Below are 12,813 nucleotides of genomic sequence, written 5' to 3' on the forward strand. Positions count from 1 at the left end.
TGGCCTCCCGGCATCACATCATCAAGTGGACCTGACTGTCCGTCAGATTCCAGGTGGATGTCAAGGCCGGGAACGGCGGCGAGGAGCGGGCCCGCGGCCCGCAACGCCCGAGGGCACCCGCGCTACCGGACCCCAGCCGGTCCGGTCGCACAGGCGCCCTCAACAGTCAGCGCGGCTCAAGCCGCGTCTACCACCAGGGGTAGAAGTTCACCGCGACAGTGGAGTTGTGCTGCTCGATCGCGGTGAAGGCCGAGCCGTTGACCTGCGCGGTGTTGTTCTGGTTGGACGCGCCGGATCCGGTGGCCACCTGCTGTGAGGTGGAGGAGTTGCCGTGGTTGCTGCCACCCACGCCGCTGCCGATGATGCTGGCGACGCTCGCATTCGATCCGTCGTTCGCGAAGGAGCCGTTGTCGGCCGACGCGACACCGCCGAAGAGGGCGACGGCGAGGGGGAGAGCGGCGACGGCGGCGATGACGCGGGCGGTACGGATGCTTGCCATGTCTGAATCCTCCAGAAAACCGAAGTGGGGTGTGCTCCAAGGCAGTTGGCCGACCGCCTCAGTCGTTCCGTGTGGTGACGACGTCGCGGAACCAGAGTTGCCCACCGAATCCCCGGCGAACCACCCCGGAGTCCTCGATTCCCCCGCAAGCATGACCAACATCGGATAAACCTCATTCGCGCCCCGGCAGCCCAGGTCAGGGCCTCGAGAACCGCTGAAACCCCTGCCGCGCAAGGGGTGAAGCGTTCCCTCAAACCGCCGCTCCCCGGACATGCCGAAAGGAGCCGCGCCGTCCGGGAACCCCACCGTCTCCCGGGCCTGCGGCCCTGCCCTGCCAAGCTTCACGCCCCCTGCGCGCCCCCGGCGTCCGCCGGGGCAACCCCACTGCGCCCCGGTCCGGGGCACCTTCACGGCGCGATCCGCGGTCGCGGCCTGCTCACACCGACCGACCGGGCTCCAGCGCCTGCTGACGTACTCGTACGTGCCGCGCATCGCCTGCTGCTTACGGCTCGCCGCCTGCTTCCTAGTACCTGTTGCCTGCCACCTGCTACCTGCCGTCTCCTGCGGGCCGGCCGGCGTCGGTCTCCGACGTACTGACCGCCATGTCCTGCGCGCCTGCTGCCCGCTGCCTGCTGCCTGCTGCCTTGCGCCTTCTCCTGCGTACTGCGTGCTGCGTGCGGTTCCCCGCTTGCCGTCTGCAGTCCCTGCTTGCCGTGCGCCGCGGCTGTCCGCCCGTATCCCTTACGGCGGTCCACCCGCATCCCGTACGGCGGTCCGGCTACGCGGCGAGCGCCAGCCCCCGGCGGGCGGCTCCGACACGGACCGCCGCGGCGATCGCGGCCGTACGGACGCCGTCGTCGACGCCGGCCTCGTAAGCGGAACCGGAACCCGATCCGGAGGCGGCGGCGAGGGCGGTGGTCGAGCGGCGGACGGACGGGGTCTTGCCGTGCGCCTCGGCGCGGATGCGCTGCTTGATGGTGGGCGGGAGCGAACCACCCCGCATCATCGCCCGCCAGGTCCGCCGGGCCATGAGGGCCGGCCGGTGCGCCGCGGCGGCCGCCGGGGCGGTGGCGGGGGAGGAGAGCGAGGCGGCGGCGGCCGGGGCGGCCTTGCCACCGAAGCCGAGGGAGGTGAAGAGCGCCACGAGCGCTGCGAGGACGGTGGTCCAGATCGACGTGATGGTGCTGCGGTGAGCCATGACGGTTCCCTCATTCCACGAATGTTCCGACGGGCGGATCTGAATACATTCGTCATGATGCGAGCGCAACCGGAGCGCCGCGACGCCCCGCGCCGATCTTCCGACAAACACCACTCAAAGGGGCTAATCACACGATTCGCACCAGCCGAATCAGCGCCCGCAACCTGATCGAGTTCCTGACGGCAGATCTCCATCTGCCCATCTCTGGCTGGATGTTGACATTGCGTCGGCGCTCGCAGCCTGGCCCACGAGCAGCGCGACGGATCTTCTTCTCATGGTCGGGGGACCTGATTTCCATGCGGAACCAGAACGTACTGAAATCCGGTGCCGGCATCGCGGGCACCGCCTTGGCCTACGGGCTGCGCCGCCACGGCTTCCGATCGACGGTCGTCGAGCGCGCCGCCGCGCTCCGGGAGGGCGGCTACAAGATCGGCATCCGGGGTGCCGCGCTCGCCACGACGCCGAGATCCTGCGCGGCGACCTCAACCGGATCCTCCACGACCGCAGCGTCGACGGGGCGGACGGCGTCGAGTACCTCTTCGGCGACTCCATCACGTCCGCCACGGAGACCGAGGACGACATCGAGGTGCTGTTCGACAGCGGCGCGCACCGCGCCTTCGACCTGGTCGTCGGCGCCGACGGGCTGCACTCCAACACCCGCGCGCTGGTCTTCGGCCCCGAGGGGCGGTTCATCCGTGACCCCGGCTACTACGTCTCGATCTACAGCGTCCCCAACCACCTCGACCTCGACCGCTGGGAACTGACCTACGTCTCCCCCCTGCGCACGGCCCTTACGTACAGCACGGCGAAGGACACCGGCGCGAAGGCGATGTTCCTCTTCGCCTCCGGCCCGCTGGACTACGACCGTCACGACGTCTCACAGCAGAAGAAGCTGCTGGTGGACGCGTATGCCGGTGAGTCCTCCAGCTGGCCGTCCTCTCCGTCCTGGGCCGCCTGCCCGGCAAGGAGCGGATGACGGCCGAGGTCATGGAGCCGATCCAGAAGGCCGCGAACTCGATCACCCTCAAGGACTACTGACCCGTCCGCGGACCTGAATCCAGCAGGAGCCCGGACGCAGCAGGGGTGCAACTGTTGCGCGGTCAGAATTCCGCGTTCAGCCTTTCCCATACCGCCGCCCGGTTCAGGAGGACCGACAGCCCCTTGTCGACCTTGCCGTTGGGCTGGCTGACGAACTGCTCGAACTCTGTCCGGTCGGTGAGGATTCCGAGCGTCTTGGCGAACTTGAGGACGGCACCCAGGTTCTTGCCCGTGGGCTGGTAGGTGCCGCTGTGGTTGTCGATGAACGTCACCTTGCCGGCGGCGACGATCACGTCACCCGCGCAGGCGATCTGCCCGTCGATCTGGGCATGCGAGGAGAGCGTGGGGTACTGGACTATTCCGAGGCCACCCGCGGTGGCGGCGTCCTGGGCACCGAGGCACTGGTCGACGTAGAGGCGCGGGCCCACGTCGTCGATCCGCAACAGATAGCGCAGCTTGGCACCGTTGCTGTCGATGGGGTAGAGGCCGTCGTGGGTGTGGAGGCACCCGTCGCGTACGACTCCCAGGAACTTCTCGGCATCCACCGGGTCCACCGACGTGATGGACACGTGGGGATCGAGGTCCATCTGTTCGGGGCGGTGTGCATCGCCACTCAGGGCCTCGCCCAGGCTCGTGGTTCCACCGATCCCGTCTGTCGTGCTGGGAGAGGTGAACGTGAGACCGCCCTGCTGCCACGCCGGCGCCTGGGGCAGTTTGTCGAACTTCTCCGGGAAGTGAAGCGTGAGCAGGGCGAGCCAATTCTGCGGGGTCAGGAGTTCCCCGGTCACCCGCTGGTTCTGCGGCAGGCCGGACATGAGCAGCGCCGTCATCAGGTCGTCCGTGTCGAGCTTCCCGATCTCGAACTTGTCCGACGTCCCGTCGTAGATCGCGGGAATCAGCACGTCGGCCACATCCTGGTCCTCCACCCACGACGTGAATTGCTCCGTCGACACCAAGGATGTCTCCATTGTGCCTCCTCTCAGCGGGAGCCCCACCGCCCGCTGCGTCACGGCTTCCTCGACCGGAGAGCCTAGGGCGGCGGCCCCGTCCCGCCCTTCCCCCAATCGCACGCCGTGCCGGGGGACGCAGACCCGCTGGTCAGCGCCGGTACGGGTCCGGATCAGGGGGAGACAGGGGGAACGCGGACGGGGTGCCCCGTTCCAGGACACCCCGTCTGACGTGCTGCTTCTCTGATCTGCGGTGGGTGTGGGATTTGAACCCACGGTGACATCGCTGCCACGACGGTTTTCAAGACCGTTCCCTTAGGCCGCTCGGGCAACCCACCTGGCGGGTACAGAGTACCGGGCGGTGGGGGTGTGCGGCGCTGGGGATTCCTGGCGGGTCAGGCGGTCTGGGCCTTGTCGTAGGCGGCCTTCGCTTCGTTGCCGAAGTACGGGCCGAACATCCGGTTCGGCAGGAAGTTGTAGCCGAAGCTGTTCACGGAGACCTGGGTGCCCAGACCGGTCGCCTCGTTGAAGTCCTGGAACCAGGGGCCGCCGCTGGACCCGCCGGTCATGTTGCACGGCAGGCTGTGGTCCTTGGTCAGCAGGAAGTCCTTGCCGGTGTTGCCGCTGCAGTAGACGAGCTTCGTGCCGTCGTACGGGGCGGCCGCCGGGAAGCCGAAGGCGTACATCTTCTTGTTGTAGCCACCGTTGAACACGATGCCCTGGGCTCCGACGGTCTGGCTGAGCGTGCGGCCGTCGATCGGGGCGACGACCGCGAGGCCGACGTCCATGTTCATGTCCTCGCTCGCCACCCACTGGTCGGTCGCGAAGGTCTTGGTGGCCGCCCACTGCCCGTAGGGCGCGTTCCCGTTCTCGTACCCGGGGACGAAGATCCAGTTGGTGTGCCAGGCGCCCTGGTACTTCACGCAGTGGCCGGCGGTGATCACCGTGCTGCCGTTGGCGCTGGTGATCGAGTCGCCGGAACAGGAGGCGTTCTTTCCATTGAAGGTGAAGAAGACCCGGCCCGAGGTCTTCACCACCGCGCCGCCCGATGTCCAGGGGCCGCCCGGCTGCGGGAAGGCCGTGGGTGCGGCCGCGGGGGCGACGGACGGGGCGAGGGCGAGCGCGCTCGGGGCCGTCGGTGCGATCGTCGTGGCGTGGAGTGCGGTGGTGGGTGCCGTGCGGGCGGCGGTGCCCGGGGCGGCCGTGATGTCCAGCGGGGTGGCGGCCCGCATCCGCTCGGCCGACCAGAAGCCCTGGGTGGGACGCTCCGCCGCGACCGAGGGGGAGGCCGCCGTCAGGGCGCCCACGAGCAGGGCACCCGCCGCGAGTAAGACCGGTATGGCTGTCCGATGACGATTCACGCCTGACTCCTTATGCCGTGTCCGGATGAAGAGTTGTCGGTGCGGATCGGGGGCAGAGTGGCATGCCGGGGACGAGATGTCAGGCACCAGTCGGAACGTTCGGTCGGTTCCGGCCAGGAAATGGCCAACTCTGGCTAGCCTCGCCGTTTCAGTTGGGGCTGCTGGGCGGCTGAGCGAGGTTGTTTGAGGCCGTGCCGGTTGGTGGACATGGTGAGGGCCCGACGCGGGGTCGGGTTCTCCAAGGTCCTTGAGTAGAGGGTGGGCGGGGACTGCGGGTCAGCTGGCGGGGCGGGGCAGTGCGGCCAGGCGGTGGAATGCGGCCGCGAGTTCGTGTCGCCAGGGCCAGGTCGCCGATATCCGAAGGTGGAGGCGGCGGCCGCCCCGGGTGATCCGGGCGGCGACGTGCAGGAGCCGGTAGCGGAGTTTCTTGGGTTCGGCAGCCGCGAGTTCGCCGTCCAGCAGGAGGACGCGGGTCCAGGCGAGGAGGTCGATCGCCGCGAGGCTGAGTTCGAGCCAGGCGGCGTTGACCGTGAAGTGGCGGGAGGGGAAGCGTCCGAAGCCGGTGGTCTTGCCGCACCGGATGTGGTCCTCGACGGTGGCGTGTCCGCGGTGGCGGACCTCCAGGAACTGGGCCGAGCCTGAGGTGAATGGGGTGTCGGTGAGAAAGACCTGGTGCCGCATGTCCTCGTCCTGGTCGAACAGCGAGAGCTGGGCTCCGGGGTGGGGACGTTCGCGGCGGACGATGACGCGGGTGCCGGCCGGGTAGCCGGCAAGGTCGGCCATGCCGGTCAGCTCGGCGACCTCTGCGGACTCGCGGAGGGTGCCGTCCTGGTCCAAGGCGGGGTGCCAGACCTGCTCGGGCAGGGCCCGGATCGCGCGGCGGACCGGCGCTGTGACCGCGTATCCGACCGAGAAGAAGGTGCGGATTCCCCGTGTTCGCAGGCTTCGGACGTGGGTGAGGAAGGACTTTGCGGATCCGGCGCTGTCGGTGCGGACCAGGATGTCGGTGCCGTGCCGGTGGGCGTCGGGGATCTGTGCGAGAGCGTCGTCCAGCACCGCGATGTGATCCGCGGCGGTATTGGCTCCGGCGTTCCCGGGCCGAAGGCGCCCGGACATGCCCTCGCCGGTGTTGGCCAGGAAACACAGCAGGGGGTGGAACCCGAAGCCGCCTTTGTAGGTGGGTGCGGCCTGGTCCTTCTCGGAATGGCAGGTGATCAGCGTGGCGTCGATGTCCAGGACCAGGCCGGGCACTTCCCGTCCGCCGGCTTTCGCCGCCGGTATGCCGGAGCGGGTCTCGGATGCCTGCAGCCAGGCCACTTCCCGGGCCTGAGCGCGGGCTGAGCGCAGACGGTCCAGTACGCGTTCGTCGACGGCGGCCAGCAGCCGCCAGGCAGTCGGTGTCGAGGCGACCGGGCCGAACACCTCGCCCTGGTCGCGCAGCACGGCCAGATCCGTGATGGCCTCGCCGCCATCAGCCACCATCACCGCGAGGTCGGTGGCGATCCGGCCCGGGTCATGACCAGTGCCGCGTGGCCGAAGCGGTCCCAACGCGGTGGAGTACGCGCTGGTCAGCCCGGTGGCATCGGCAAGATCAGCCAGTAGCCGTGCTCCTGCGTGACCAACCACCCCCGCACCGTCAGCGGAGACGTGGAGCCTGGGGCGCGAACCGATACCCTGCACGCAGAAAGTGCCTTCCACCTGGACCGACAGAACCCCTCGACAAGGTTCATCGTCCCAGCTCAGAAGGCACTTTCGCGTTCACGCCCATGATCCGGACGGACCCCAAGTGAAAGCCCGAGGCTAGGCGGTGAGCAGGACGCCCGCGTACGAGACCCCGGCCACCACCAGCCAGGCCGCGAGGCCGAGCAGTGCGGCCCGGCCGCCGGTACGGGACAGGGTGGGCAGGTGAACCGCGCTGCCCAGGCCGAACAGGGCGGCCGCCAGCAGCAGTTCCTGGGCGGTGTGCGCTCCTTCCAGGGCCGTGTCGGGCAGTATCCCGGTGGCGCGCAGCGCGGCCGCCGCGAGGAACCCGGCGACGAACAGCGGCACGGGGGCCGGCCGGCGGCCCGAGGGCGTGCGCACCCCGCGCTTGCGGGCCCGCGCCGAGAAGGCCACCGCCGCCACCAGCGGCGCCAGCATCGCCACGCGCATCAGCTTGACCAGTACCGCGTCTCCGAGCGCTCCGGGACCGGCCGTCTGGGCCGTGGCCACCACCTGGCCGACGTCGTGGACGCTCGCGCCCACCCAGCGACCGAAGTCCGGATCGGAGAGTCCCAGCGGCGCCTGGAGCAGCGGAAGTACGGCGATGGCCAGGGTGCCGCACAGGGTGACCAGGGCCACCGAGGAGGCGACGTCCTCCTCGTCGCTGCCGGACACCTGGCTGACGGCGCCGATGGCCGAGGCCCCGCAGATCGAGTACCCGGTGGCGATCAGCAGCGGCTGGTCTCCGGGGAGTCCGAGCCTGCGGCCGAGCCAGAGGGTGCCGAAGAAGGTGGCGGCCACCACCCCGGTCACCATCGCCACCGTGGCCCAGCCCAGCCGGAGTACCTGGTCCAGGCCCAGCGCCAGGCCCAGCAGGACGATGCCGATCCGCATCAGGCGCCGCCCGGCCAGGGAGAGGCCGGGGCGCGCGGGGCCCCGTACGAAGCCCCGTAGGCCCGGGAGGTGCGCCGCCGTGATGCCGAGCACCACCGACACCGTCAGCATCGGCGCCCAGGGCGCCAGCCGGTGCACCGACCAGGCGACGAGTACTCCACCCGCCGCGAGGCCCAACCCGGGCCACGGTGACGATGTTTCACGTGAAACATCGGCCCGGCCCGGCGATGCCGCCCCGCTCACCGGGCGGTTCAGCAGGGCCATCAGTCGGCCGGCAGCGTGTAGACGCGGCGGACACTGCTGCCCAGGCGGACGACGTCGGCTCCGTACACATGAAGGGATATCGCCTTCGTGGAACAGGAGTTGCGGACCTTGTGGATGTCCCCGGGCGGGGCGAAGCCGCAGACGTCGCCGACTCCGTTGACCACATGCTCCGTCGCCACCAGCCGGGCACCCTCGGTCGCCGTGGCGGGGGCCAGTCGGTAGCGGAGCTCGCTCTCCTCGCCCTCGTGCACCCCGGCCACGCACCAGGAGACGTGGTCGTGGATGGCGGTCTCCTGACCCGGCAGCCACACCAGCGCCACGATGGAGAAACTGCCGTCCGGCTCCGCGTGCAGGATGTGCTGCCGGTAGCGGTCGGGGTGCCCCGCACGCTGCTCCGCGGCGAGCAGACCGGGTGCCCCCAGATGCGGGGCGAGGCGTTCACCGACCAGGTAGGCGGTCAGATCGGGGGCCAGCCCCCGGTCCACGACCGTACGTATCTCACTGACGAGGGCGGCCGTCCTCGCGGTCGTGCGGGCCGGCGTGGTGGTGGTCATAGGGGGAGCGTCGAGGAGCCCACCCATCACGTCCAACGACAGTTCTGAGCTGAAATCCCAAGCCCCGCTTATGGATTGGCGGTGCGAGCCGGGTGCGCAAGGCCGGCGGGCGGACGGTCTCTGCCGGAGCGGCTCAGCAGCCGACCCGGTTCGAGGCCGCCTGCTTCAGGGCTTCCAGCACCACCGCTGTCGCCGGGACCCGCAGATGGTCGCGGTACACGTGCGCGGCGATGTGGCGGCGGGCGGCCGGCTGCAGGGCCCGCCCGCACACCTTGCTCAGCGAGAGGGAGGGCAGCACCAGTGCGGGCATCATGGCCACACCCAGGCCCTGGGCGACCAGGCTCTGCACCACCAGGTTGTCATCGGTGGCGAACCGGATGTCGGGGACGAAGCCCAGCCCCGCGCATTCGTGCAGGAGGTTCGCCCGGCAGCGCGGGCAGCCCGCGATCCACCGCTCCTCGGAGAGGTCCGCGAGGTGCACGGCCCGCCGGCGGGCCAGCGGGTGTCCGGTCGGCAGCAGGACCGTCAGCTGGTCCTCCATCAGCCTGACCTCGGCGACCTCCTCCGGAACCTCCTCGTGCAGGCCGGGATAGGTGAAGGCCAGGGTGATGTCGCACTCGCCCCGCTCCAGGCGGCGCAGGGAGTCCGGAGGCTCGCCCTCCAGCAACTCGACCTGGATGCCCGGGTGTTCCTTGGCCAGGGAGCTCAGGGCTTCCGGGACGAGGGTGACGTTGGCGCTGGGGAAGCCGCACAGTCGGACGCGGCCGGTGCGCAGCCGGGCGTACGCCTTCAGCTGGGTTTCCGCGGCGGAGAGACTGCCGAGGATGGACTCGGCGTGCCGGGCCATGGATTCCCCGGCCTCGGTGAGCTGCATCCGGCGCCCGACACGGGTGAACAGCGGTGTGCCGACGGCGCGTTCGAGCGCCTTCATCTGCTGGGTGATCGCGGGCTGGGTGTACCCCAGGACACGGGCGGCGGCCGAGTAGGACCCCGAGGCGACCACCTCGTGGAACGTCCGTATGTGCCGCGAATCGAACACGCCTGAAGCATAAGCGGACGTTGGGAGGGGCCGCAGGCACATTCGCGCCTACGGCCCCTCACCATCAGGCCAGCCGGGTCTACTTGTCGCCGACCCGCGAGCCGAGCGTGATGTCCACCGTGGTGGGCTTGCCACCGCGCAGGTAGGTCAGCTTCACCGTGTCACCCGGCTTGTACGTCCAGATCTCACTGATGAGGGTCGGGCCGCTGTCGATCGGCTTGCCGCCGAACTCGGTGATGATGTCACCGGGCTTCAGGCCCGCCTTGCCCGCCGGACCGTTCGGGTCGACCAGCTCGTTGGCCGATGCGCCCGAATCGGAGATCTTGGCGCCATCGGTCTTGGCCGCGAGGTCCACCGAGACCGAGATCACCGGGTAGACCGGCTTGCCGGTCTTGATCAGCGACTCGGCGACGTTCTTCGCCTGGTTGATCGGGATGGCGAAACCGAGGCCGATGGAGCCGGCCTGGCCGCCGCCGAAGCCGCCGTTGCCCGCCGACTGGATCGCGGAGTTGATGCCGATCACGGCGCCACGGCCGTCGAGCAGCGGGCCGCCGGAGTTGCCGGGGTTGATCGAGGCGTCCGTCTGCAGCGCGCTCATGTACGAATTCTTGGCGCCGGAGCCGTCACCGGAGGCGACCGGGCGGTTCTTGGCGCTGACGATGCCGGTGGTGACCGTGTTGGACAGGCCGAACGGGGCGCCGATCGCGATGGTCGAGTCGCCGACGGCGACCTTGTCCGAGTCGCCGAGCGGCAGCGGCTTGAGGCCCGACGGCGGGTTCTTCAGCTTGAGGACGGCGACGTCGTATCCCTGGGCGCGGCCGATGACCTCGGCCTCGTACTTCTTGCCGTCGGAGAACGTCGCGGTGAGCTTGCCACCGTTGGCCGCGGAGGCGACCACGTGGTTGTTGGTGAGGATGTGGCCCTGCTGGTCGTAGACGAAGCCGGTGCCGGTGCCGCCCTCGCCGTCGCCGGCCGAGGCCTCGATGGTGACGACGCTGGGCAGCGCTCCGGCGGCCAGGCCCGCCACGGAGCCCGAGTCCCGCTTGAGGTCCTTGGGGGTGTTGCCGGCGCTGACCGTGGTCGAGCCGGAGCCGTGGCCACTGCGGTCCGCGGCCCAGTAGCCGACGCCGCCGCCGACGCCGCCCGCGAGGAGCGCCGCCGCGAGGACGCCCGCGATCAGGCCGCCCCTGCCCTTCGGCTTGGGCTGCGGTGCGCCGCCGGTGGCCAGGGGAACGCCCCAGCCGCCATCACCCTGGCCGCCGCCGGCCCCGTACGCGGGTGCGGCGGGCGGCGCGGGAGGCCAGCCCTCGGCGCCCGTCGCCTGCGGGCCGGGAGCGGGGCCGTCGGAGTAGGCCGGGGTGACCGGCGGGGCCGGGTTCTCGGCGTAGGCCGGAGCGGGAGCCGCGGGCCCGGCCGCCGGGGTCTGGGGGAGCCGCTGGGTCGGCTCGGCACCGGGCGCCGGTGTCGGCGGCAGCTGCTGGGTCGCCGGCTCCACGGGCGCGGCCGGCGCGGCGTCGACTGGCGCGGCCACCGGGGGTACGGGCGGAGCCGCGGGGGGTGTCGGGGCCGCGGTGCCCTCGTTCTCGGTGCTCACAGCGCTCTCTCCTCGTCACACACGGCTTCAGAAATACGGGCGATATCGGTCCGACTGAACGTTCGACGTGCCGTACAAGTTCCTGGGCAAAGCCTTTCCCATGACCCGTCAGAGCACTGTAAGCCGGACCTGTGAGTCTCCCCCATCCTTTATCCGCGACATTTCCGGCGCATCTCCAGAAGCGGGCACAGGACTCTCCCCGACATCCGGAGCCCTCTCGGTGGCACCATGAGCCGGTGACCCACGCAACGCCGCGCCCCATCCAGGTCGTCGCCCACCGAGGCGCCTCGGAGGATGCTCCCGAGCACACCCTGGCCGCCTACCGCAAGGCCATCGAGGACGGTGCCGACGCCCTCGAATGCGATGTCCGGCTCACGGCCGACGGCCATCTGGTCCTGGTCCACGACCGGCGGGTGAACCGCACCTCCAACGGCCGCGGCGCCGTCTCCGCCCTGGAGCTCGCCGATCTCGCCGCCCTCGACTTCGGGTCGTGGAAGGACCGGGAGGAGTCCCCCGACTGGGACGCGGACCCCGAGCGGACCTCCGTGCTCACCCTGGAGCGGCTGCTGGAGCTGGTCGCGGACGCCGGGCGGCCGGTACAGCTGGCGATCGAGACGAAGCATCCGACCCGCTGGGCCGGACAGGTGGAGGACCGGCTCCTCTTCCTCCTCAAGCGCTTCGGACTGGACGCCCCGCCCGCCGAGGGACCGCACCCGGTCCGGGTGATGAGCTTCTCCGCGCGCTCCCTGCACCGGATCCGGGCGGCCGCGCCGACGATCCCGACCGTGTACCTGATGCAGTTCATCTCGCCGCGGATGCGGGACGGTCGGCTGCCGGCCGGGGTACGGATCGCGGGGCCGGGGATGCGGATCGTTCGCGGCCACCCGGGCTTCATCCGCAAACTTCAGGCCGCCGGGCACTCCGTACACGTGTGGACCGTGAACGATCCGGAAGATGTTCAGCTCTGCGCTGATCTGGGCGTGGAAGCGATCATCACGAACAGACCCCGACAGGTTCTGTCACAGCTGGGGCGCTGACGTCCCGTTTTGCGCATCCGTCACACGCGAATCATCCGTTACGGGGTGTGCACCGGCGCATCCGCTCCGCGTTCGGTCGTCATGAATGCGTCAGAGGGCCCCGCTCCGGCGGTTTCCGGTCCAGGCCATTGGGGCATCCAGATCATGCGTGGGGCTAAGGAGGTTCCGGGGGTGGCGTTGATGGTGGCACAAGAAGTGCCCACGTCGTCGTGCATGGACGTGTCCCATGGTCCTGCGGGCGTGGGCGAGGCGAGGCACCGGATGCGCGAGCAATTGCGTGTCAGCGGAGTGTCCGAATCGATCGTGGATGACGCAGTACTGATCCTTTCCGAACTGCTCAGCAACGCCTGTCGACACGGCAGGCCACTGGGCTCGCGGGAGTTCGGCGACGGCGGGATACACGCGTCGTGGCGCGTCGACAAGGCGGGGCGACTGACGGTCGAGGTCACGGACGGCGGCGGGCCGACCCGCCCGATCCCGGCCAAGCCCTCGGTCACCGCGCGGGGCGGACGGGGGCTGAACATCATCAGCGCCCTGGCCCAGGACTGGGGTGTCCGGGACGGAGCGGCGGGTGAGGTCACCGTCTGGGTGATCGTGGCCTGTGGGCCCCGGCACGAGGATTTCGCTACGCGCGTCGCGCCCCCGGCGATCGACTTCAGCACGGCCTTCGACGATCTGGATCCCTGA

The 12,813-nt window shown here is 70.2% G+C and carries 12 protein-coding genes and 1 tRNA gene; 3 read left to right on the forward strand and 10 right to left on the reverse strand.

Translation table 11 applies throughout. From position 1 onward, the window contains the following. Positions 1-187: 187 nt before the first annotated feature. Positions 188-499, reverse strand: a complete 312-nt coding sequence (locus OG904_RS13980; RefSeq protein WP_405490773.1) for a hypothetical protein — start codon at positions 497-499, stop codon at positions 188-190. A gap of 778 nt (positions 500-1,277) precedes the next feature. Beyond that, positions 1,278-1,697 (reverse strand): DUF6344 domain-containing protein, encoded by a 420-nt coding sequence (locus OG904_RS13985; protein ID WP_405490775.1) that lies wholly within the window; start codon positions 1,695-1,697, stop codon positions 1,278-1,280. A gap of 586 nt (positions 1,698-2,283) precedes the next feature. Between OG904_RS13985 and OG904_RS13990 the strand changes: the two genes are divergently transcribed. Further along, positions 2,284-2,673: a hypothetical protein gene (locus tag OG904_RS13990; protein ID WP_405490777.1), complete on the forward strand. Its 390-nt coding sequence runs from the start codon at positions 2,284-2,286 to the stop codon at positions 2,671-2,673. Positions 2,674-2,797: 124 nt separating this feature from the next. On the opposite strand, the gene OG904_RS13995 is transcribed toward OG904_RS13990, so the two are convergent. From OG904_RS13995 to OG904_RS14030, 8 genes are all read right to left on the reverse strand, one after another. Further along, positions 2,798-3,691 (reverse strand): hypothetical protein, encoded by an 894-nt coding sequence (locus tag OG904_RS13995; RefSeq protein WP_405490779.1) that lies wholly within the window; start codon positions 3,689-3,691, stop codon positions 2,798-2,800. A gap of 242 nt (positions 3,692-3,933) precedes the next feature. Next, positions 3,934-4,020, reverse strand: a tRNA-Ser gene (locus OG904_RS14000). A 57-nt stretch (positions 4,021-4,077) separates the two neighbouring features. Further along, positions 4,078-5,043 (reverse strand): trypsin-like serine peptidase, encoded by a 966-nt coding sequence (locus OG904_RS14005; RefSeq protein ID WP_405490781.1) that lies wholly within the window; start codon positions 5,041-5,043, stop codon positions 4,078-4,080. A gap of 276 nt (positions 5,044-5,319) precedes the next feature. Next, positions 5,320-6,723: an IS1380 family transposase gene (locus OG904_RS14010; protein ID WP_405490783.1), complete on the reverse strand. Its 1,404-nt coding sequence runs from the start codon at positions 6,721-6,723 to the stop codon at positions 5,320-5,322. Positions 6,724-6,843: 120 nt separating this feature from the next. Continuing rightward, positions 6,844-7,902 (reverse strand): YeiH family protein, encoded by a 1,059-nt coding sequence (locus OG904_RS14015; RefSeq protein WP_405490785.1) that lies wholly within the window; start codon positions 7,900-7,902, stop codon positions 6,844-6,846. Beyond that, positions 7,902-8,456, reverse strand: coding sequence for a cysteine dioxygenase (locus tag OG904_RS14020; protein WP_405490787.1), 555 nt, complete (start codon positions 8,454-8,456; stop codon positions 7,902-7,904). Before OG904_RS14020 ends, OG904_RS14015 begins: the two co-directional genes overlap by 1 nt. A 133-nt stretch (positions 8,457-8,589) precedes the next feature. After that, on the reverse strand, positions 8,590-9,495 hold the full coding sequence (locus OG904_RS14025) for a LysR substrate-binding domain-containing protein (protein ID WP_405490789.1): 906 nt from the start codon (positions 9,493-9,495) through the stop codon (positions 8,590-8,592). Between the two features lie 79 nt (positions 9,496-9,574). Beyond that, positions 9,575-11,089 carry a S1C family serine protease gene (locus OG904_RS14030; protein WP_405490791.1) on the reverse strand — a complete coding sequence of 505 codons (1,515 nt, stop codon included), beginning with the start codon at positions 11,087-11,089 and terminating at the stop codon, positions 9,575-9,577. A gap of 236 nt (positions 11,090-11,325) precedes the next feature. Here OG904_RS14030 and OG904_RS14035 point away from each other — a divergent pair, with 236 nt between their 5' ends. Beyond that, complete coding sequence (locus tag OG904_RS14035; protein ID WP_405490793.1) at positions 11,326-12,126, forward strand: glycerophosphodiester phosphodiesterase; 801 nt, start codon at positions 11,326-11,328, stop codon at positions 12,124-12,126. Positions 12,127-12,306: 180 nt separating this feature from the next. Continuing rightward, positions 12,307-12,813 (forward strand): ATP-binding protein, encoded by a 507-nt coding sequence (locus OG904_RS14040; RefSeq protein ID WP_405498003.1) that lies wholly within the window; start codon positions 12,307-12,309, stop codon positions 12,811-12,813.

Source organism: Streptomyces sp. NBC_00096, from assembly GCF_045041305.1.
Lineage (GTDB): Bacteria > Actinomycetota > Actinomycetes > Streptomycetales > Streptomycetaceae > Streptomyces.

Excerpts from the sequence above, each read along its gene's own strand:
- OG904_RS14015 (WP_405490785.1), bottom strand. The coding sequence starts at position 7,902 with ATGGCCCTGCTGAACCGCCCGGTGAGCGGGGCGGCATCGCCGGGCCGG.
- OG904_RS14020 (WP_405490787.1), bottom strand. The coding sequence starts at position 8,456 with ATGACCACCACCACGCCGGCCCGCACGACCGCGAGGACGGCCGCCCTC.
- OG904_RS14040 (WP_405498003.1), top strand. The coding sequence starts at position 12,307 with ATGGTGGCACAAGAAGTGCCCACGTCGTCGTGCATGGACGTGTCCCAT.
- OG904_RS13980 (WP_405490773.1), bottom strand. The coding sequence starts at position 499 with ATGGCAAGCATCCGTACCGCCCGCGTCATCGCCGCCGTCGCCGCTCTC.
- OG904_RS13985 (WP_405490775.1), bottom strand. The coding sequence starts at position 1,697 with ATGGCTCACCGCAGCACCATCACGTCGATCTGGACCACCGTCCTCGCA.